Origin of the sequence: Streptococcus sp. SV2 (assembly GCF_030440175.1) — a bacterium.
In the GTDB taxonomy this organism is placed as follows: domain Bacteria; phylum Bacillota; class Bacilli; order Lactobacillales; family Streptococcaceae; genus Streptococcus; species Streptococcus raffinosi.
In genome coordinates this window covers 92,509-115,669 of sequence record NZ_JAQFJQ010000005.1, presented here as the reverse complement: position 1 = coordinate 115,669, position 23,161 = coordinate 92,509, and the positions used below count along the sequence as shown (strand labels likewise).

The 23,161-nt window shown below is 41.1% G+C and carries 13 protein-coding genes and 1 pseudogene; 2 read left to right on the top strand and 12 right to left on the bottom strand.

The window, feature by feature from the left end; translation table 11 throughout:
• The first annotated feature begins 15 nt into the window (after positions 1–15).
• Complete coding sequence (locus tag PCY14_RS04510; RefSeq protein ID WP_002884983.1) at positions 16–1,152, top strand: ABC transporter ATP-binding protein; 1,137 nt, start codon at positions 16–18, stop codon at positions 1,150–1,152.
• 160 nt (positions 1,153–1,312) lie between these two features.
• Positions 1,313–1,405, top strand: coding sequence for a type I toxin-antitoxin system Fst family toxin (locus PCY14_RS04505; protein ID WP_004182539.1), 93 nt, complete (start codon positions 1,313–1,315; stop codon positions 1,403–1,405).
• Positions 1,406–1,551: 146 nt separating this feature from the next.
• Here the strand turns inward: PCY14_RS04505 and PCY14_RS04500 are convergent, their stop codons facing one another.
• From PCY14_RS04500 to PCY14_RS04445, 12 genes and pseudogenes are all read right to left on the bottom strand, one after another.
• Positions 1,552–1,740: a twin-arginine translocase TatA/TatE family subunit gene (locus PCY14_RS04500; protein ID WP_008534622.1), complete on the bottom strand. Its 189-nt coding sequence runs from the start codon at positions 1,738–1,740 to the stop codon at positions 1,552–1,554.
• Positions 1,741–1,752: 12 nt separating this feature from the next.
• Complete coding sequence (gene tatC, locus PCY14_RS04495; protein WP_042766964.1) at positions 1,753–2,481, bottom strand: twin-arginine translocase subunit TatC; 729 nt, start codon at positions 2,479–2,481, stop codon at positions 1,753–1,755.
• Complete coding sequence (locus PCY14_RS04490) at positions 2,468–4,153, bottom strand: FTR1 family protein (RefSeq protein ID WP_164376235.1); 1,686 nt, start codon at positions 4,151–4,153, stop codon at positions 2,468–2,470. The genes tatC and PCY14_RS04490 overlap by 14 nt, the downstream gene beginning before the upstream one ends.
• Entirely contained in the window at positions 4,131–5,336 is a 1,206-nt protein-coding gene (efeB, locus tag PCY14_RS04485; protein WP_021151893.1) for an iron uptake transporter deferrochelatase/peroxidase subunit, read from the bottom strand. Before efeB ends, PCY14_RS04490 begins: the two co-directional genes overlap by 23 nt.
• Before the next feature lie 5 nt (positions 5,337–5,341).
• Complete coding sequence (efeO, locus tag PCY14_RS04480; RefSeq protein ID WP_008534615.1) at positions 5,342–6,214, bottom strand: iron uptake system protein EfeO; 873 nt, start codon at positions 6,212–6,214, stop codon at positions 5,342–5,344.
• A gap of 251 nt (positions 6,215–6,465) precedes the next feature.
• A pseudogene (locus PCY14_RS04475) lies at positions 6,466–10,176 on the bottom strand (pullulanase).
• Between the two features lie 115 nt (positions 10,177–10,291).
• Positions 10,292–13,231 (bottom strand): GBS Bsp-like repeat-containing protein, encoded by a 2,940-nt coding sequence (locus PCY14_RS04470; RefSeq protein ID WP_301363199.1) that lies wholly within the window; start codon positions 13,229–13,231, stop codon positions 10,292–10,294.
• Between the two features lie 296 nt (positions 13,232–13,527).
• Complete coding sequence (locus PCY14_RS04465; RefSeq protein ID WP_060933950.1) at positions 13,528–17,097, bottom strand: GBS Bsp-like repeat-containing protein; 3,570 nt, start codon at positions 17,095–17,097, stop codon at positions 13,528–13,530.
• Between the two features lie 265 nt (positions 17,098–17,362).
• The gene (gene lpdA / locus PCY14_RS04460; protein WP_164376240.1) at positions 17,363–19,120 is read right to left on the bottom strand and encodes a dihydrolipoyl dehydrogenase; all 1,758 of its coding nucleotides are present in this window, start codon (positions 19,118–19,120) and stop codon (positions 17,363–17,365) included.
• A gap of 182 nt (positions 19,121–19,302) precedes the next feature.
• A complete protein-coding gene (locus PCY14_RS04455; protein WP_298822555.1) occupies positions 19,303–20,691 on the bottom strand; it encodes a dihydrolipoamide acetyltransferase in 1,389 nt (462 codons plus the stop codon).
• A gap of 235 nt (positions 20,692–20,926) precedes the next feature.
• On the bottom strand, positions 20,927–21,925 hold the full coding sequence (locus tag PCY14_RS04450) for an alpha-ketoacid dehydrogenase subunit beta (RefSeq protein WP_002888870.1): 999 nt from the start codon (positions 21,923–21,925) through the stop codon (positions 20,927–20,929).
• Between the two features lie 25 nt (positions 21,926–21,950).
• Positions 21,951–22,922, bottom strand: a complete 972-nt coding sequence (locus tag PCY14_RS04445) for a thiamine pyrophosphate-dependent dehydrogenase E1 component subunit alpha (RefSeq protein ID WP_008534604.1) — start codon at positions 22,920–22,922, stop codon at positions 21,951–21,953.
• Positions 22,923–23,161 lie beyond the last annotated feature (239 nt).

The following is a 23,161-nucleotide window of genomic DNA, read 5'->3' as shown; positions in this document are numbered from 1 at the left end:
TAAAGGATAAATGATATGACAACTCTTAAACTGGATAAAATTTACAAAAAATACCCAAATGCAACTCACTACTCTGTCGAAGATTTTAGTATCGACATTAAAGACAAGGAATTCATCGTTTTCGTAGGGCCTTCAGGATGTGGTAAATCTACAACTCTCCGTATGGTTGCTGGACTTGAAGAAATCACAGAAGGTAAACTCTATATTGATGGTGAAGTGGTTAATGACAAATCACCAAAAGACCGTGACATTGCCATGGTATTCCAAAACTACGCCCTTTACCCACACATGACTGTTTATGAAAATATGGCCTTTGGTCTTAAACTTCGTAAATATAAAAAAGACGATATCGACAAACGTGTGCGTGAAGCTGCTGCTAGCCTTGGTTTGACTGAGTTCTTAGATCGTAAGCCGGCAGACCTTTCTGGTGGTCAACGTCAGCGTGTAGCTATGGGACGTGCCATCGTTCGTGATGCTAAAGTCTTCCTCATGGATGAGCCTCTTTCAAACTTAGATGCTAAGCTTCGTGTTACCATGCGTGCCGAAATTGCTAAAATCACTCGTAATATTGGGGCAACTACCATCTACGTAACCCACGACCAAACAGAAGCCATGACCCTTGCTGACCGTATCGTTATCATGAGTTCTACTAAGAACCCTGATGGTTCTGGTACTATCGGTCGTATCGAGCAAATTGGTACACCTCAAGAACTTTATAATGAGCCAGCCAATAAATTTGTTGCCGGATTTATCGGAAGTCCTGCTATGAACTTCTTCAATGTCAAAGTTGATGGCAACCGTATCACTAACTCTGAAGGCTTGGATATTGCAATTTCTGAAGGTCAAGCTAAAATTTTGAAAGAAACTGGTTATCAAGGTAAAGAAGTTATCTTTGGTATCCGTCCTGAAGATGTTTCAAGCCGTCCAATCGTTCAAGAAGTATATCCAGATGCCAATGTTGATGCTGAAGTCGTTGTTTCAGAGCTCCTCGGTGCAGAAACAATGCTTTACCTAAAACTTGGAGAAACTGAATTTGCTGCTCGTGTTGATGCGCGTGACTTCCACAATCCAGGTGAAAAAGTTAACCTTACTTTCAACGTTGCTAAAGGTCACTTCTTCGACGCTGAAACAGAAAAACGTATCAGCTTGTAAGCACAAAAAATCAGCCTTCCTGAGCTGATTTTTTGTATGGCTTGATCAAACTACCTTTTAACTTTTACTTCCTGATACTCACTAACCATAACTCTATCAATCTATGATATAATAGCCCTTGGCACCTCGACACCGCCTACGAAGGGAGGTGAATTTGCCTATGATGGATTTACTATTCAAAACTATCATCGGACCTATTGTGGTCGGTGTTATCCTTCGTCTAATCGACAAGTGGTTAAACAAGGATAGATAGTGCTAAAAAAGACCCCGAGCTTATGTGGAAGTTAGCTTGGGGTCTTTTCTTGCCTATGATATAGACTTACTATTCAATACAAGAGTATTATGTCATAAAAGCTTATAATTGTCAAGAAACTTGAAGATATTCACTAAGTAGAGATCCTAGTCTTTAGTCTTGTCTTCTTCGTCTTTTTTATCATCATCGGTCTTATTTACAGCCGCTTTAAATTCGGATAGCATTTTACCAATAGATTGACCAAGTTCTGGCAAGCGTTTAGGACCAAAGATGAGGAGGGCTCCTAGGACAATGATGATAAGTCCTGGGGCTCCGATATCACGTAGAATTCCCATGAGATTTCCTTTCTATTTATCTTTATATTTTCTTTGTTTACGTTTATAAATGAGCTTACTAAGCGTTACGCTAACTTCATAAAGCAAGATTAAGGGTGCCGTCATGGCCAAGTCGCTAATAAAGTCAGCTGGTGTCAGAATGACCGCCAAAACTAAGAGAATAAAGTAAGCATAGCGTCTATAGTGTGTCAGAAAAACTGGTGTTATTATGCCGATAGATGTCAAAAAACTCACAACTACGGGAAGTTCAAAGAGAACAGCCAAAGGCACTGTCGTATGCAGTAAAAAACTGAGGTAGTTTTGCGCTGTAATTTGTGTATTAAAGAGCCCTTCGCCTAGTTTTAAAAGCACTTCTAAGATAGCTGGACTCACAAAATAATAGCCAAAAGCCAAGCCCAATACAAAACAGACAAAAGTTGCAGGTATATAAGCAAAGATTGCACGAGCTTCATTGTCCCTCAAACCTGGTTTCACAAACTGCCAAATCTGGTAGGTCGTGAAAGGCAAAGTGACCGTAAAAGCCATGAGACTTGCTAGATTAATGTAAATCCAAAGAATATCGTTAGGTCCTAGAACTAACAAAGGCTTGTCAAATCCTCTTGTCAAATAAGCATAGAGCTCCCCGGCGAACAACAAGGTGATACAAAAAACTAGGAAAAAGCAAATGACTACTGCAATGAAGCGTCTCCGAAATTCCACCAGATGCTCAACAATTGTCATCTCATCCTTATTTCTTACCATGCTGTTTCACCGTCACAAAGGCAATAATAACAATAAAGATCAGTTGTGGAATCAAGACTTCCAAGCTTGGATAGATACCAGCCCAATCAATGGTTGGGAAACCACTAATCAAATGATTAGACATCATATTAGTCAACTGAAGGGCATGAATGCTGACACCGAGCATCTTAAAGGCCAGGGCATAAATCAACCAAGTTAAAATAAAGAAGATACGATGTGGTTTAATATAGTGACTCGCTTTAGTCATAGCTACAGCAATGATAACAAGAACTGCAATGGCTAAACCAATACCAATCAAGAAATTAGCTGTCGTGATACGTGGGATAATACCAACATAGAAAAGGATTGTCTCGGCACCTTCACGGAAAACAGCCAAGAAACTGAGGGCAAACATTGACACAAAACTTCCGGTAGCTGTCACCGCCCTCATCTGACGATCCATAAAGTCATTCCACTGTTTAACTGAAGACTTGCTGTGGAGCCATATTCCGATAAGAATCATCATCGCAACTGCAAAGATACCAACGCCACCTTCAATAATTTCACGGTTAGCCCCAGAGGTCACAGCTGGAAAGACAACTTGCAAGATAACAGCTATAACTGCGCTGGCAAGAACACCAGCAAGGGCTCCGCCATAAACCCATTTGAGTCCCTTACGCATCTTGGCTGCCTTAAGAGTTGTCACAAGGGCCATAACGATGAGGAGGGCTTCTACTCCTTCACGCAAGAGAATCAACATGGCATCAAAGGCATTATAAGAAGCGCTAGTATCGATAGCAGATAAATCTGTAATTAAGGCTTGGAGTTTATCTTGATAAGCCTTTTCTTTCCCCTTAACCATGATAACAGGCGTTTCACTCTCCACACGTGTATAGAGGCTAGGATTAGTTGTGCTTACATCTCCTTCAATGGTTGGCCAGATAGTGATGAACTTCTTCATCGTTGCCGCAGCTGTTTTATCATCACCTGCTTGGAATTGACCTAAAGCCTTTTTCAAGAGTTTAATACCATCATTAAGGGTTAAACTTGAGCTTGTACTATCAAGAGGAACTCCCTTGATGAAGTCATCAATTCCACCCTTGAGATCATCATAAGATGACTGGATGCTGGTGAAATCAGTAGGCTCCGTCTCAATACTGCTTCGTAGAAGTGAAATAGCCGTCTCAATCTTACCGTAGTAAGCAGTACTATGGTCACGGACAACAGCTTCATTTCGTGTCCAAGCATTATTTAATTCACCGTAAGTTTTGCGGGTCGCGGCTAGGTCTTTAGCCGTAATGGCATCCTGTAAGTTCTTGAAATATGGCTCAAGGCGAGTATTTAGTTTTTCCTTCTCTGCGTCTAAGTCAACAGGATTTTGCTCTTTTTCAAATTTAAGAAGGGCTGACGAGATAGTGGTTAAATCTTCTTCTGTTACATCGCCCTTAATATCAAGAGCCTTGCTGACTTCTTTACCAGCCTTGGAATCGTGATTTTCTTTAGTTTCGAAATCGGACTTAATCTCACCAACCAATTCCTTAGCTTTAGCTTGATCTTTATTTTGAACAGCTGTTGTTGCATCTGTGATTTTGATATAGAGATCACTATAGGATTCAGCAGCTACTGGATAAGTCCAGAATAAGGCCAGTAGCCCCACCAAAACGAGGAGTTTATTCAAAGAGTGCTTGACCAAGGTAGCCTCCTTTCTCCACGCCAGCAAAGCAAGCAAATAGCCCGCTACCGATATGGGTGATGTACTCGTTCATCTTGTCTACAGCACCAAGATTGGTCTGAATTTTAACAAAACTATTTGGATCTTTTTGAAAAGCGATAAAAATCAAGCCTGCATCAAATTGCCCTGTTCTCTCATCGATTCCATCCGAATAGGAATAAGACCGCCGTAAAATAGGGAGATTTAGCTCTTTTGCCAAGCGAACATGTGAATCTACTGGTAGTTTAGATAAATCTACTTCATCAAATTCGTTGGTTTTCCCAAATGGAGCACCGGACTCCTTGTAGCGACCAAAAGTATTTTCCTGCTCCTGCAAATTGGTACGATCCCAAGTTTCTAGGTGCATCTGTACCAGACGAAGAGCCATATAAGAACCACCCTTCATCCAATCCTTACTGTCAGTCCAGACAACCTTGTCAAATTCCTTTTCTGTCGTAACATTAGCAGTTCCGTCCTTGAAACCAAAGAGATTTCGAGGCGTTTCCTTGCGGTCACCGATGGCTGCAAAACCGGACTTGCTCCACTTCATAGTGATGCTATTACGACCTTTGCGGATGAGATTTCGGACCGCATGAAAGGCTACTTGCTCATCGTCGGCACAGGCCTGAATGACGATGTCACCACCAGTGTATTTGTCCTGCAACTGCTCCTTTGGAAAAGGAGGCAAATCACGAAAGAGCTTGGGACGTTTAGATTCCAAACCTAATTTCTTGAGAAAGCTAGCAGAGACACCAAACGTCAGGCTCAAGCGATAGGGGTTCAGTCCGACCGTTTCCCCTGTATCTTTTGGTGGTAAGAACCCATTGGCACCATTTTTTTGAACCAACTGCCCTTCGACTAATTTACTACTATAATCGGTCCAGTCTTTAAAGAGCTGGATGACTTCTTTTTTGTCCGTCGTGTGAAGATCTAATACCACCAAGTAGCAAGCCTTCTGCATGGCCGTCGTAATCCCAGCCTGGTGCTTACCATAAAAAGTGATATCTTCATCACCATCATAAGCCTTTTTACTTGAACTATCCTGATTAGCGAAAAAAGCAGATGCACCAGAAAGACCAAGTGCAAGACCAGCCCCTCCAATACCTGCTTTTTTAAGAAATTCACGACGGTCCATTTTTCGATTTAAAAATTTTTCGTCAGTCATTTTTCTTATTTCCCATCTAGGATAACACCCATTTGTGATAATGGTTCACCAAGTTTCGTTACAGCTTCAGCCAATTCCTTAGTATCAGTCTCACTCAAATCAGTATAAGACTTATAGTTTTTATCATCAATCATGTGTTTGTCCAAAAGTCCATTCACATTCTTGAACTCTGTTTCCAAAGTCTTCACAAGCTTAGCATCTTTCTTCTCAATCAATGGTTTGAAGAGTTCAAAGATTTTTTCAGCCCCTTGAATATTGGCACGGAAGTCGTAGAGATCAGTGTGTGAGAAGACTTCTTCTTCACCTGTAATCTTTTGAGTGGCTACTTCGTTAAGAAGGTCAACAGCACCTGTCAACATGATATCTGGAGTAACTTTAACAGTTGCAATTTTAGCCTTGAGTTCCTTGATATCCTTAACCAATTGATCTGCATAAGTCGCAGTCCCATCCGTCGTGTTGTCCTGCCACATGATGCGTTCAATACGGTGGAAACCTGACCAGCCGTCTTCTGATTTATTTTCATCCATGTAATCTACCAAACGGTAATCGATTTTCACATCAGACTCACCAAAGCTTTCTGCAATTGGTTCTGAACGTTCGTAAGCCATACGAACTAATGGGTATTGTTTCTTAGCTTCTTCAAGATTTCCTGACTTGAGGGTTTCACTGAATCCCTCAGTATCTTTCAAAAGCTGATCAATTTCGCCTTCTATGAAAGTCTTGTAATCACTTGTAGCCTGCTTCAATTGCTTTTGCTCACTGGCTGTGAGTTTTGAGCTAGTTGAGCTTGAATTACTTGAATTACCAGATTTGGCACAAGCTGTTAACAAAAGACCTGATGCTAAAAGAACAACACCAAGTTTATTTAATTTTTTCATGAATGCCTCCTATTTTCAAGATAGTGTGCGACATCTGTCGATATATATGTGAATCGCCGCTTTCATGTTTATGAAAAACGAACGATGATAAGTCAATAATGATCTCTCGTATGTAAGAGAACATAATTCTAAACTAACAGAAGAAACCTGCACTGTCAACGGTTTTAGCCTATTTAAGAACTATTCTAAAGAGCAGATAAGAATGATTCTAAATAAAAGAAAAACAACAGGAAATAACCTGTTGTCACTTATTATTTCATCCGTCGTTTTCTAAGGAATCCTAGGCTAAGAATGCTTAGAAGACCTGCTAAAAAGAGTCCACGATTTGTCTTTTCACCAGTGGATGGCAGTTGCTTATCAGTTTGACGACTAGCTTCAGTCTTAGCCTGACCATTGCCATGATTAACAAGTTCAGCATCTCCAACAAGGTACTCTTGACTTGAGGTTTTAACAGTTGTTTTTGTTAACTCAGTATCTCTATCAGCAAATGACCCGTTCCTTTCAGAAGGCTGATCTACTGCCGCAGTTGGCGTCTGAGCATTGGTCAAACGAATAATAGTCGCTGTTAGTGGATCCAAGGTCAAGATGTGATTGTTGATTGTCACACCTGATAACTCACTAATGCCGGATAGATTGACTTGACTGCCATCTGCCAAAACCAGATAGGATAGACCATTTGTAATCTTGCTCAAATTAAACTGACGAGCCTTGCTATCAGCATTGACATAGACAAGGTAACGGTCTCCATTGGAAGCAACAGTTTGGTATCCTAATACCAAATCTTCTTGAGCGACATTGTCCTGACCAAGAACTGTCAATAGCGTTAGACGTGCATCTACATCTGCTTTTGATTTAAAATTGAAGGCATCTGTAGACTTACGTAAAGCGATTAATCCTTTGGTAAAGGCACGTGTTTTCGTATTTTCTGGGAATAACTTAGTATCAGTAGCCTTAGTCCAGTCAAAATGGTTAACCGCGTCACTAGAATCATAAGAATCATGGATAAAGTACGGATAATCAAATGGATTGCCCTTTTCATCCACTAAGAAATGGGACTTATTCGGCACCTTGTCCTCAGACACAGGATAACGGTAGGCAGGATCACGGAACTGTTTGGTGCGGCCGTATTCCTGACCAGAGTGAATAAATGGTGTTCCCTGAGCAGTCAAGACCATGAGGTTTCCTAGACGCAAGCGACGATGAATTTCAGCATTATTCTCAGTCTTGCTTGGATCCTTCTTGATTGATTGGGCGATGATATCAAAAAGGGTCAAATTATCGTGAGCAGCAATATATTGAATCACATCACCTGGAGAATCAGCCTCGAAGTTAGTTGGTTGTGCCTTGATATTGTCAAAAACCTTATTAATATCACGTTTGCCACCTGTAATGAAAGCTGGTGTCCCCTCGTTTGGATAACCTGATTTGAGGGTGTTTCGAATATCATCTGAAAATACAGCTACGGTATCAGTATCTTTCATCCAAGACTGATCGGCAGGCTGAACAGGGCTATTTTCATCGCCAGTATAAGTCACCCAGCCCTCACCAAGCATAATAAGGTTTGGATTAAGGGCACGTGCAGCATGGTAAGCTTGCTCGATACTTTCAGCATCATGGTCACCCATCATATCAAAGCGGAAACCATCTACCTTGTATTCCTTAGTCAAATAAGCAATCGAATCAACCAAGACACGACGGCTCATATAGTGAGTTGTTCCAAGACGCCCTCCACCAAAACTCGAACGAGGAGTACCATCAGCATCCATAAAGTGATAATAATTTGGCTCAAGGTCTTCAAAAATAGCTGTCTTGGCTGTATGATTATAGACCACATCCAAGATAACGCCCATACCGTGGGCATGAATAGCCGCAACTAAATTCTTGAATTCTTCGATCCGTTTACCTGGTTCACTTGGATTTTCAGAATACATACCCGTCAAAGAGAAATAATTTTGTGGATCATAGCCCCAGTTGTAGTTACTATTACTTGAAGCGTAGGTATACAAACGCTTCCCATTTTGCATTTCATTAACAAAATAGTAGCTTAATACTGGCAAAAGCTGAATATGGGTAACACCGAGATCTTTAAGATAATCCAAACGCTCCGCAAAGGCTGCGAAGGTACCAAACTGGTGTTTCAATTCAGCAGAGATAGCCTTATCAGAAGTGAAATCTCAGACATGAGCCTCATAAATGATGGCATCTTCTCGAGATTTAAAGTTAGGAATCTTAGCGTAATCAAGGTCTTTTGGTCCATAATTAGCAGGATCTACAAAGGCAGCCTTGGCAATCTTATGGTCATGTCCCTTGCTGGCATCGTCACTATTCCAAGCAGCCAAAGACTTAGCATAAGGATCCAAAACGATTACTGACTGATCACCACGTTTAATGCGGTATTGATAGAAATAACCTGTTAAGTTTTCAAGACCAAGGTCAGTCGCAAGCAAGTCAGCTTGCCAAGTACCCCGAGGTCCTTTGCTTAGTTTATGTTCAGCAAGCACCTTGTCTTGATTATTCCTATCATAGACAATGATATCTACTCGATCAGCACTTGGTGACCAAAGGGTCACATGTGCCTTACTACCATTCTCTTCTAGACGAGCACCCAATTCTCCATCGTAACTGTAGAGCGCATCCTTCAATTGCCAACTCTCAGACGTTTTAAAACTATCATTGCCCAAAGTGACCTTGTAAGGCAGATTTTCCGCAGTAAAATCACCTGTTAATGTAGCTTTTTTGAGTTTAGCATCCAAGTCAAGCTGTTTAAGAGTGACGCTATTACCATCCTTATCTGTCACCTTGAGGTCTTTGAGAATATCTTCAGATGAAACCTCTTCTAGATTGGTGAAGCTAAGTTCGATTTGGCTTGGACTAAGCTGCTGAGCTCCAGTCAAACGCACATCCTTAACAAAATAAGGGTTAGTGTAGACTGTCGTATCAGTATCTCGTACGAAAAGCTGACGAGTTTTTTTCAAGTCACTAAATTTATAATCATTTGGTTGAATTTTCACATCATCTCCTGTTTTGCTCTCATCTAAGAGTAAAAATCCGATAGATTTAGCAGCCTCGGTTAGCGGAATGTCTAAATAGGCACCATACTTACCATTTGGTTGGAAATTGACACCATCAGGCCAATTACTTGGAGCGTCCTTAACATCACCCCAATACCAGACAGACTTATTACTATAGTCGCCATCCGTACGGAAATAATTGATACGAACGTGATCTTGAGGGATAGGTTGATAACTGTAAACTTGAAAATCTTTGTCAATCCAAGCCTCATTCATTTGAGGGCTAAGAATTTCTACTGCTTTATCCCCTGAAAGGTTCGTTCCAGCGGCATTATTAATCAAGAAGCTAAGCTTTTTGGGAGAAGCAGACAACTTCACATCTAAATAGACGCCATAATCATCCTGTTTAGCTTCTGCAAATGAGGTTGCTCCTGTTGGCCAGGCACCCTTCTGAGATGATGGTGTCTCAACATCATCCCAAGTCCAAAGTCCAAGTGAAGCCTTGTCTAGACTTGGTAACTCTTGAAAATGCAAGCGAATAGTTCCCTCAGCAACAGGATCCTCAGACGCATTAGTAAGAGATTGACTATTGTTAGTACTTACTGTTTTTGGTGTGTTTTCAGTTGTTTCATTTAGCTTGTAAGCCACAGTAGGGCTAGTATTTTCTTCTGAAAGAGAAACTGGCTCATTTTCCTTGGACACTGTGGTATTATCAGCTGTTACAGGAGCTGTTGGCGTTTCAATTACTAGACCACTGCTGGTAAGACTAGAATCAGATGGTTCTACCTGTGTACTTGATACAGGTGTTGAAACTTCTTCTGCCTTTACCCCTTGAACCGCAGTAAAGCTCAAAAAAACAGCTCCAATTGTTACAGAAGCCAAACCTAACTTGTACTTACGAAGACTATAACGAAGGACTTTTTCGTTATTAGATTGAGTATTTCTTTTCATTATAACTCCTTTTAATAGCGTTTTCACATTTTCTAATATACCATTTAGATTACATTTATGCAAGCGTTTTCGCTCTTTGAAAATAAAAAGAGAACCATTAGATTCTCTCAATTTCTTAATTATAAACAGAATAATAACGCTTAATCCCTGCTACAATCGCATTAGCCAAAGTTTCTTGGTAAGCAGACGTCGTTAAGCGAGCTGCTTCTTGAGGATTTGACAAGAAACCTAGTTCTAGAAGGACTGCCGGCGCTGTTGTTTCTCGCAAGACCGCAAAGGTGCGACGCTTAACGCCCTGATTCTGAGCTCCAGTTGCGTTAATAAGGCTAGACTGAATAGCATTTGCCAGGGTATCACTCATACTCAAACGAGTCGGATTGGCATGATAAGCCGCATTAATACGTGAAGGATATTCCGCAAAAGGTTGGTAATAATAAGTCTCAATACCTTGCACATCAGAGCTTCCTGCAGCATTGATGTGGATACTGACGAAAATATCTGACTCAGATGCATTGGCTGCACGTGAACGATCTGTTAGGTCAACAAAGGTATCACTTGTGCGTGTGGTGACTACTTGATAGCCTTCTGCTTCTAGTTTAGCTTTCACACGACTTTGGATAGCCAAGGTCAAGCTCTTTTCAGAAATACCAAAGTACGAAGCTCCTGGATCATAGCCACCATGACCAGCATCTAGATAAACAATCTTATTAAAGACATCATAGTTTCCTCGTGAGGCTGAACCGATTTTCTTATGAGCTACCACGTCAACAGAAGTTGCACCAAAACCAACATTCTTACCCGATGCATCTGTCAAATATCCGTGAACGATGTACTTGCCTGAATTCCACTTGTGTTGGCTGGCAGAAACGGTCACCTTATAGGAACCATCCTCCTGTTTTGTAGCATTATGCCAAACAAGATCGTCTTGGCCATTTTGGTCAGACCATACAGGGATAACGACACCTGTAATCCCCCCTGGATTGGTGAGATTAGTGATGACAACATCAAAAGTGCCTCGATTTTTGTCGTTGTTGACAATAGTTAAGGTTCCTTGAGTCTTGGTAATATCAAGGGTTACTTGTTTGCCTCCAAGGCCAATGAATTTACCATCATTATCAACCAAGTAGACATGAGAGTTATAGAGACCGCTATCACCTTTATGGTTGCTTGAACGAACGGTTACCTTATAGTCTCCATTAGCTTGTTTAGCTGCCTTGTACCAGATGATATCATCTTGACCATTCTTTTCTGACCAGGTTGGAACTAGAACTTCTTTGAAGCCGTATGGTGCAACCAAATTTGAAATGACAAGATCATAGCTACCAGTAGCATTGTTCAAACCTGTAATGGCAAGGTCTGCTTTAGGTTCCGATAAAGTCACTTTTGCTTGAGTCGCCCCAACTCCAACTTGTGAGCCATCGTTTTGAATATAGTAAAGATGGACATTGTAAGTACCTGTCGAGTATTTGTGATTAGCCACTTGGACATTAACTTTGTAACTGCCATCAGCTTGACGAGTCGCTTCATACCAGCGAATATCATCTTGCCCATCTTTTTCGGACCAGATAGGCACTTGAACCGTACGCACACCCTTAGGACTATAGACATCACTGATAAGCACATCAAAACTACCAGCACCATTGTTATTTAAGATAGAAATGCTGCCACTTGGCTTAGTCTCACTAACCTCAACCACAGTCTCAGTCAAATACTGACGGTTACCAGCATTATCTATGAGATAAGCATCCGCTCTGTATTTACCAGTTGAATGTTTGTGGTCTGAGGCTTTAATGGTAACACGATAGCTACCGTCTGCTTGCTTACTTGCCTTATGCCACACCAAATCATCCTGTCCATTAACAAGACTCCATGACGGTACCAAGACTTCCTTCAAGCCATTTGGTGCAACAATATTTCGAACCACAGCATCAAAAGTGCCTGTCGTAGCATTGTTATTTTCAATCGTTAGGCTGGCACTTGGACGCGATTGGCTAACTTCCACCACTTTTTCAGTCAAGTAGAAACGCTTGTTAAAATTATCTACAATATAGGCATCGGCACGGTATTTACCAGTTGAATGTTTGTGGTCGCTTGCCTTAATAGTAGCGCGGTACGAACCGTCCGCTTGTTTCGTAGCCTTGTGCCAAATTAAATCATCTTGACCACCGACTAAACTCCATGACGGTACGAGGATTTCTTTTAAACCTGTAGGAGCAATGATGTTTTTCACTACAGCATCGAAGGTACCTGTAACCGCATTATTGTTTTCAATAACGAGACTTGCACTTGGACGAGAGTAAGTTACAGAGACTACTTTCTCAGAAATATAATGTCTCTTATTTGTTCGGTCAACAACATAGGCATCTGCACGGTAATTGCCGGCTTCCCCCTTGTGATCAACCGCCTTAATCGTTACACGATAAGAGCCGTCCATTTGCTTAGCTGCCTTATGCCAAATCAAATCATCTTGGCCATTGGCTAAACTCCAAGATGGTACGAGAACTTCTTTGACACCCAAAGGAGCGACAATATCACGCACAACTGCATCAAAGGTACCAGTCGTCTGATTGTTATTCTCAATTGAAAAATTTGCTTTAGGTTGCAAGGCATCTGCAGTTTGACCTGCTACCGAATGAGTCAATCTTTCTGGCTCAGTCGAAGCTGCACTTGATACCTCTGAAACACTTGAAGTAGATGTATTTTCTGAACTTGCTACCGAACTTACTTTAGCTACTGATTCGGAAGCGACTGTCCTTGATTCAGTAGTTTCAGTTGAAACTACCACTGATTGACTGACTTGTGGAGTACTTGAGTTTGCTACTTCACTTGTAGCGGTTGACGGAGTTGCCACAGTGGATGCTGCTGATGATGACGGTGCGTCCTTAACCAGAACTCCTTCACCTCCAAAAATATCAGCTGCTGTTGCAGGTTGATAATGACTACCTTCAGCAACGGTAGGTATTTGAGTAGCTACCTCATCGGCACTAGCCACTTGAGTGGTTACTGCCATAAGAACAGCTGCACTGGCATAGTAGATAAAATCTTTTGTTCGCATTTAACTTTCCTTTAACACTTTTTTATACGTCAATCATTTTACCACAGAAACTGTTTTACGAATAGGGGAAAAGTGATAATTCTCTAAAAAAATAACAAAAATGAAAAAAGAATAAGTGTTTTTCAAATAAAAGACTACTCAATTCAGGTTAATTAATCTAATATTCATCATAATAACAAGGATTTAAATACAAAATAAAAGATTTTGACAATTGATTGATTTAGTTCCAAGAATACACAATAGGAACAATAAAAAGCCCACAGAAATTCACTTCTGAAGACTTTTCATTTAATAAACTAAGCAAAGATTGAGAAGAATGGTGCACCAAGTTTAGTGTCCATTGGATCTGTACTCTTAACACCATGAATGTAATCCAAAGAATACCAGCCATTATTTGCAGCATTAAATGGATCACGTACATAAGTTTTACCATTATCATAGCCATGAAGAACAATTTCATGCGTATATGGATAGTTGATAAACTGACTTGCTCCTACCGCAGCAAGAACGTGTTGACCGGACAACAAAGCAGAAGCAATACTAGAGATGCTTGAAAGCATGTTACTCTTAAGCCCCCAGTTTTTACTTGCTGAGACAATACCTTCTGCATCAGTACCAGCAACTGATGTTTTATTGAATGAATTTGTATTGTAATACAAGTAATCCGCTACAGTTGTTGGTGATACAGTTGTTCCCAAGATATCTGTAAAAGTCATCGCCAATGATGTTGGGACACAGCCAGATTGATCCATATTGCTGACACCATACCACTTAGAAGCCCAACGAGGGTCACGTTGAGAATAATAAGTCGTTTGTGGCTCAACACGACGATTACGTGGAGCAAGAGCTGTCTCACCAAGGTTGAAACCTTGTACAGTATTATCTACATAATCAACATAAACATGAGTCGTGTAATTTCCAGCAAGATTCTTATGATTGACTGTAGAAACATTGACCTCAGTATGTGTGCCAGTCGGTGTAGCATCGTACCAAGAAAGGTTCCCTTGGTTGCTCTCAGACCAAACCGCCACTCGAATTTTCTGAATTTGACGCCCTTGAGGTGCCTGATCTACCACTACAGTGAAGCTACCAGCTTCTGAATTAACATTAGTGATATAGGTTTGCGTTTTAGTCTTAGCATTACGGAATTCAACTGTTGTCGTTGTCCCTCCTACACCAACTTGTGCCCCATCATTTAAAATGTAGTACAAATGAATATTGTACAAACCTGTTGAATTCTTGTGGTTAGTAGCTTGAACATTTACCGTATAAGTGCCATTAGCTTGATGTGTTGCTTCATACCAACGAATATCATCTTGTCCGTCTTTTTCAGACCAGATAGGTACTTGAACAGTACGGACACCTTTAGGGCTATAGACATCACTGATAATGACATCAAATGTTCCAGCATCCTTGTTATTGTTGACTACTGAAATCGTACCAACTGGTTTATTATGTTTAACGTCTACCACCGTTTCAGTGACATAGTAGCGTTTGTTAGTATTATCTACGATATAAAGGTCAGCACGATAATTGCCAAGCGAATTCTTGTGTTCATTAGACTTGATAGTGACACGATAACTACCATCTGATTGGCGAATCGCTTTGTGCCAGATAAGGTCATCTTGACCGTTCACAAGACTCCATGATGGCACTAAGACTTCCTTAACACCATTTGGAGCAGAAATATTACGAACAACGGCATCAAAAGTTCCCAATTCAACATTATTGTTTTCAATAATGAGACTTGCAGTAGGACGAGTTTGAGTAACTTCTACCACTTTTTCAGTAAGGTAGAAGCGATTGTTTGAGTCATCTACAATATAAGCATCGGCACGGTATTTACCAGTTGAATTCTTATGGTCTGTTGCCTTAATCGTCACACGGTAAGAGCCATCAGCTTGACGAGTTGCCTTATGCCAGATAAGGTCGTCCTGACCACCAGCTAAACTCCATGAAGGAACAAGGACTTCTTTCAAACCTGTAGGAGCAACAATATTACGAACAACTGCATCAAAAGTACCTGCTGCCGTATTGTTGTTTTCAATCGAAAGGACACCACTTGGACGTGCATAGTCAACCGATACTACTTTTTCTGAAATATAGTGACGATTGTTAGAGTTATCTACAATATAAGCATCCGCACGGTAATTACCTTTATTGCCCTTATGCTCACTTGCCTTAATGGTTACACGATAGCTGCCATCGCTTTGTTTAGTTGCCTTATGCCAAATAAGGTCGTCTTGACCGTTTTCAAGGCTCCATGATGGCACCAAAACATCCTTAACACCCAAAGGTGCTGTGATATTAGTGATGACGGCGTCAAATGTACCATTTTGGGCATTGTTATTCTCAATAGCAAAACTTGCTTTTGGTCTTAGCTGCTCAGGGGTCTTGCCAATGAAGACTTGCGTTGTTGTTCCCCCTACACCAGTCAATTGTCCATCTTTCTGAACATAGTAAAGATGAACATTATAGAGACCTGTTGTGTTTTTATGAGCTGAAGCTTTTACATTGACAGTATAAGCACCATTGCTTTGACGGTCAGCCGTATACCAAATAATATCATCCTGACCATCAACTTCTGACCAGATAGGCACTTTTACAGTCTCAACTCCATTTGGTGCCTTGACATTAGAAATGACAACATCAAAGCTACCTAGAATTGGGTTGTTATTGACAATCGAGATAAGACCACTCAAATCACCTTGAGTTGGATCTGCCTCAACACCGACATTAGCTGTAAATCGCCCAGTATAATCAACACTTTGGTCAAAGACATGTTTTCCTGGCAAAAGATTAGCCGTCGCTGAGAACTGCCATGCACCAGTTTTACCGTTATAGCGCATATTCTTAGCACTTGTAGCTGTAAGTGTTGTTGATGGATATTGAGCAACCCAGAAGTTTTCAAGACCAAATTGAGAGGTTGAAACTGGACCTCTATAACCTAGATTGTTTTCATCCAACCAGCTGGCACTTGTGTAGAACATCAAGTTGTTATAGCCATACTTACGCATTTCATTAACCCAGGCTTGGGTATTACGGTTGATGTTTGGAAGCATGTTGGAATCTTCAAAGTCATTAACCATAACAGTGCTCTTTGGAAGGTTAAGTCTTTGTGCTGCTTCGATATAGAAGCGAGCCTCTGCACGTGCTTCTTCCTCAGTTGTGTATCGAGAAAAATGATAAGTCGATACTTGGAGACCTGCGATTTGAGCATTGCGAACCTGTGAAGGAGCTTGGGGATTATTGTACCAAGTGTCTTCAGTCAATTTAACGACGACACCACCCACACCTTGGCGGGCAAGAGCACGGTAATCTTCTACACTGATATCACCGTTATGGCTGCTGACATCAATAAAAGTCTTAGGCTGAACCCTAAGATTTGTCGAAGAGACATCCGAAGAATTCGTTAATTTAGCAGGTGTGGCAACAGCGTTGTTAGGGGCCTCATAAGCTGTTGAATGTGCAGAAGCGGTCACACTCTCAGAGCTAGCGTTTGAAATCGCTGTTGATGTAGACGTAACAATCGTTGTTGAGTTAGCTACAGATGTTGATGCAGTTGAGGTTACAGCCACACTAGACACTTCCGAACTTTGTTTAGCAATAGCTGTAGAGACTGCTGGAGTGTTAGCTTTTGGCACTTCACTTGTTGCTACAAAGGCAGGGGCTGAAACAGTTGAGCTTGGTGTTTCAGTAATTGACGCTTCACCACCAAAAATTTCTGCTGCAGTCGCAGGTTGATAGTGGTTTCCTTCAGTAATAGAAGGCGTTTGTGTTGCCACTTCATCAGCTTGAGCAACCTGAGTAGTTACAGCCAAGAGAACAGCCGCACTGGCATAGTAGATAAAATCTTTCGTTCGCATTTAACTTTCCTTTTGCATTTGTAATACTTGAACCATTTTACCACATAAAAACTCTCGTGGAAAGGTTATTATTAAAAATTTTCTAAATAAAATAGAAATATTATAAAATTATAAACAAACTTTCTCTCTTGATAGAGAACTCTTTAACTTATTATTCGTATGTTTCTACAAAACTATTGAAAATCCGTGACGATTTTTTCAAATAAATACAAATGAAAATGTATGAAAAAATTCCCGAACCTTTGTTCGAGAATTTAATTTATCTTTATTTACGTTTTGGTGGGTTATGGATAGCTTCTCCAAGTACGTCAGCAAAGGCTTCGTACATATTTTCAGAGAAGGTTGGGTGACCATGAATAGATTGCAAGAGTTCATCTACAGTCAATTCATTTTCCATAATTGTTGATGCTTCGTTAATCAATTCGGCTGCAGCCGGACCAATAATGTGAACACCAAGGATTTCATGGTACTTCGCATCTGCAACGACTTTAACAAAACCTTGAGCTTCGTTGGAAGCAATGGCACGTCCGTTACCAGCAAAGCTTGATTTACCAATCAGAACATCGCCGTATTTAGCGCGTGCTTCTTCTTCAGTAATACCACACATCGCAACTTCTGGGTGTGTGTATACAGCAGCTGGTGTGTAGTCAAGGTGAGCCTTACGAACGTTACCATGCATTGCATTTTCAGCCGCAACTTCACCCATACGGTAGGCAGCGTGAGCGAGCATCTTGGTTCCATTGACATCACCTGGAGCATAGATTCCTGGAATAGATGTTTCTTGGTAAGCATTAACTTTGATACGACCACGGTCGAGTTCAAGATTAAGATTTTCAAGACCATCCAACTGAGGAACACGTCCGATAGAAAGAAGAGCACGGTCAGCTACAATCTCTTCACCATTATTAAGTTTAAGGGTCAATTGGTTGTTAGCTTCTACAATCTCAGAAACTCCGACAGATGTCATAATCTTAATACCCTTCTTAGCAAGGATTTTTTGAAGTTCAAGTGATACTTCTTTATCCATAGCAGGGATAATGCGGTCAGCCATCTCAACAACAGTTACATCCACACCGTATGAAGCATAAACAAGACCAAGCTCGATACCAACGACACCACCACCCATAACAGCGAGTGATTTAGGCAACTCACGCAAGTCAAGAATATCGTCAGATGTCATCACAAGTTGTGAATCAATGCCAGGGATATTGATACGTGAAACTTTTGATCCAGTCGCAAGGATGATATTACGTCCCTTGATTGTTTCTGATCCGATTGTAACCGTCTTATCTGGGTTAACTTGACCAAGACCGTTGAAAATAGTCACTTTGTTAGCCTTCAAAAGACCTTGAACACCACCAGTAAGTGTCTTAACGACAGAGTTCTTAAAGTCAACAGTCTTATCCATATCGATAGTGTAGTTTGTTGACGCTAGGTTGATACCACGACCTGCAGCAATCTTAAGTCCATTAAGAATTTCTGCATTTTTAAGGTAGGTCTTAGTTGGGATACATCCTTTATTCAAACATGTTCCACCAAATTCAGATTTTTCTATGATAGCAACCTTACCACCAAGTTGTGCCCCACGAATAGCAGAATAATATCCTGCAGGACCACCACCAACAACGATAATATCGTATTCATTGTCAGCAAGTGGTGCTTTTTCTGTAGCAGCTACTGGAGCAGCTTGGGCAGGTGCTTTAGGAACTTCAAGTCCAGCTGATTCCAATTGAGCAGATGCTTCTGCAGCTGGTGCGCTCGCAGCATTATCAGCCACAACTTCACCTTCTGCTCCGATATAACCAATTACCTCAGTTACTGGAACTGTTTCACCAGCCTGACGAGTAATCTTCAAAAGGACACCTGAATCTTCCGCTTCAAGTTCCATGTTCGTCTTATCTGACATGATTTCAAGAAGGATATCTCCCTCATTAACCACATCACCCTCTTGTTTTTTCCACTCGATGATCTCGCCTTCCTGCATATCAACACCAAGCTTAGGCATAATAATCTCAAAAGCCATATTTTATGATACTAAGAACGCTAAAATGCGACAGAATTTTAGGAGTTTTACGTTAGTGTGCTTGCACACAAGTAAAACTATCTAAATTCCGAAGCATTTCGTTCGAGTTCAAATCAACTCAAACGCTTTAACGCCCTCTCCTTTCTATTTCAAAACTTCAGTTTTCAGATATTTTATTTCACTTAAATCAACAATTCCATTGGATTTTCAATCAGATGCTTCAAATCAACCATGAATTTGGCACCATTCATACCATCCACAATACGGTGGTCAATAGTTAAGCAAAGTCCCATAATTGGACGCACGACAACTTCACCATCAACAACGACAGGTGTCTGAATAGTTGCTGAAACACCAAGGATAGCTGAGTTTGGTTGGTTGATGATTGGATTAAATGATTTAGTTCCAAACATTCCCAAGTTAGTAATTGAGAAGGTAGAACCTGACATTTCGGCAGCCTTCAATTTACCAGCTTGAGCTTTTTTAATGACATCCTTAGAGGCCACAACAAACTCGGACAAACTCATCTTATCTGCACCATGAACAACTGGCACAATCAAACCATCATCAAGACCAACGGCAATACCGATATTAACAAATTTGTGTAATTCGATATTTTGCGCATCATCAATCAAGGATGCATTGAGGTAACGATGTTCCTCCTTCATAAGGGTACGAACGACTGCTAAACCAATCAAATCAGTGAAAGTCACCTTCATACCAGTCTTGTTCATGATTGGATCAAGGACTTGCTTACGAAGAGCCATAAGGTTAGTCATGTCCACATCATAGTTAAGAGTAAATGTTGGTGCAGTCAAGTATGAATGCGTCATTCCCTTAGAAATCGCCTTACGCATAGCAGACATTGGAATGACTTCCACACCTTCTGGCAAGACTTTTTCAGGTTTAACTTCAACCGCAGGTGCAGCAGCAGCTTCCTTAACTTGTGCTGGAGCACTGATTGCAAGGACATCTTCCTTAGTAATCTTACCACCAAAGCCTGTTCCAGAAACGGTCGCTAAATCAATACCGAGGTCTGCAGCAATCTTACGTGCTAATGGGGTTACCTTAGGTTGAGCACCTTTGAAGTTCTCAACGTCATCTGCATGAACCCGACCTTTTGGTCCAGTTCCCGGAACCTGAGCAAGGTCAATGCCCAACTCACGCGCCACCTTACGAGCCTTAGGCGTTGCACGAACCTTACCACCTTCATGAACCACAGCTACTTGTGGTTGAGGCGTAGCGGCAGGCGTTTCCACAACAGCAACTTCTTCAACTTGCGGTGCAGCTGCTGCAACTGGTGCGCTCGCAGCATTATCAGCCACAACTTCACCTTCTGCTCCGATATAACCAATTACCTCAGTTACTGGAACTGTTTCACCAGCCTGACGAGTAATCTTCAAAAGGACACCTGAATCTTCCGCTTCAAGTTCCATGTTCGTCTTGTCTGACATGATTTCAAGAAGGATATCTCCCTCATTAACCACATCACCCTCTTGTTTTTTCCACTCGATGATTTCACCTTCCTGCATGTCCACACCAAGCTTAGGCATAATAATCTCAAAAGCCATATTTTATGATACTAAGAACGCTAAAATGCGACAGAATTTTAGGAGTTTTACGTTAGTGTGCTTGCACACAAGTAAAACTATCTAAATTCCGAAGCATTTCGTTCGAGTTCAAATCAACTCAAACGCTTTAACGCCCTCTCCTTTCTACTTTAAATTATATTTTCCGATACTCTCACAGTTAAAACAAGAAACACATTTTACTAGCGAGACATATCACTTAACCGTCGCTAGAAAGTTAGTTTCCTTTATTGGCCATCTTGATAATAGCAGCCTTAATCTTTTCAACATCTGGAAGAACCGCTTGTTCCAAGACACGCGCATAAGGTACAGGCACATCTTCACTTGCCAAACGTACAATTGGGTGGTCAAGGTAATCAAATGCTTCACTTTCAGTAACCATAGCAGCAATTTCGCCGATAAAGCCACCAGTCTTATAAGCATCATTTACCAACATCAATTTTCCAGTTTTCTTAACTGAGTCGAAAATCAATTCCTTATCAAGTGGAACGAGGGTACGAGGGTCAACGACCTCAACATTAATACCTTGTTCAGCCACTTCTTCAGCCGCCTTAAGAACACGTTCCAACATACGACCATATGATACGATTGTCAAATCAGTACCTTCACGTTTAATCTCACCTTTTCCAAGTGGGATGTAGAAATCAGGATCTTGTGTTACTTCTTCTTTCTTACCGTAAAGTGCCTTAGGTTCCATGAAGATAACAATGTTATTATCTTGAATAGCAGATTTCAAAAGGCCTTTAGCATCATTAGCATTCCCTGGTGCAACCACTTTAATTCCTGGGATGTGGGTCAACCATGACTCAAGAGATTGTGAGTGCTGTGCTGCAGAACCAATCCCTGAACCAGATGCCACACGGAAGGTTACAGGTGTCTTCAATCCACCACCAAACATGTAGTTGTTCTTTGCACCGTTATTAACGATAGCGTCAAGGGCAATTGTGATGAAGTCCATGAAAGTCAAGTCAACAATCGGACGAAGACCTGTGATGGCAGATCCAACAGCAGCACCAGCGATAGCTGCTTCTGAAATTGGCGTATCTCTAACACGTTTTTCACCAAATTCAGCCAACATACCCACTGAAGTACCAAAGTCACCGCCGTAGATACCAACATCTTCACCCATAAGGAATATATTTTCATCTTTACGCATTTCCTCGCTCATGGCAAGGTTTACTGCCTCACGTAAGGCCATCAATTTTGTTTCACTCATACTTGTTATTCCTCAACCTTTCTCTTTAGTCTACCCATACATCTTCAAAGGCAATTGAAAGTTCTGGATCTGGGCTATTTTGAGCAAACTCATACGCTGCATCGATTTGTGCCTTAACTTGGCTTTGAATAGCATCTAGTTCCTCATCACTTGCGATTTTTTCAGAAACCAAATAGTTACGGTATTTAATGATTGGATCGTTATGGTTCTTCCACTCATCAACCTCTTCCTTGGTACGATAAACTCCAGCATCGGCAGTGGAGTGACCAAACCAACGGTATGACTCTACCTCAACGATAGCAGGACCATTTCCACCACGAACATGTTCCACAGCCTTGCCCATTGTTTCGTAGACTGCCATGACATCATTACCATCCTGACAGTAGAAACCTGGAATACCATAGGCTTCCGCACGTGTATACAAATGAGGAGTGTTGGTAGCTCTATGAATATCCATTGAGATACCATAACGGTTGTTAATGATGAAGAAAATTACTGGCAATTTCCAAGCAGAAGCCATATTGACTGACTCGTGGAAAGAGCCTTCATTAGTAGCACCATCTCCTGAAAAGGCAACAACGATATTTCCAGTTTCTTTATATTGTTGCGTGAGGGCTGCGCCTACGGCAAGGGCATAGCCACCACCAACGATACCATTGGTACCATAGTTACCTTTTTCGAAGTCAGCCAAGTGCATTGAGCCACCACGGCCCTTTGAAACACCCGTTGCCTTACCAGCTAGTTCGGCCATCATTTTGTTCAAGTCCATGTCTTGAGCAATAGATTGTCCATGACCACGGTGGTTTGAAAAGAAAATATCATCGTAGCTCAAGTGTTGAACAGCCCCAACGTTAGCGGCTTCTTCACCAACTGAAAAGTGAGTCATCCCTTGAACAAACCCACGACGAACCAATTTATTAATACGTGAATCAAATTCACGGATACGTTCCATTTTAGTGAACATCTCAAGATGTGTCTCTTTAGAAAGTTTTATCATATCGATCTCCTCTATCGAATTTTTTCTATACATCTAGAATAGGGGAAAAAAACTTTATGGGCAAGAAATATGCTTGAAAAATGAAAAGCCTTACATAACTGTCACTAAGAGGCAATTCGTATGCTATTTTTCCAAGGGGTATGATATAATTGAATAGATTTTATCCGAATAGGAGATTATATTATATTGAGTGATGCCATTGTTCACGGGCTTACGGCATGTACAGCTTTTATATTACA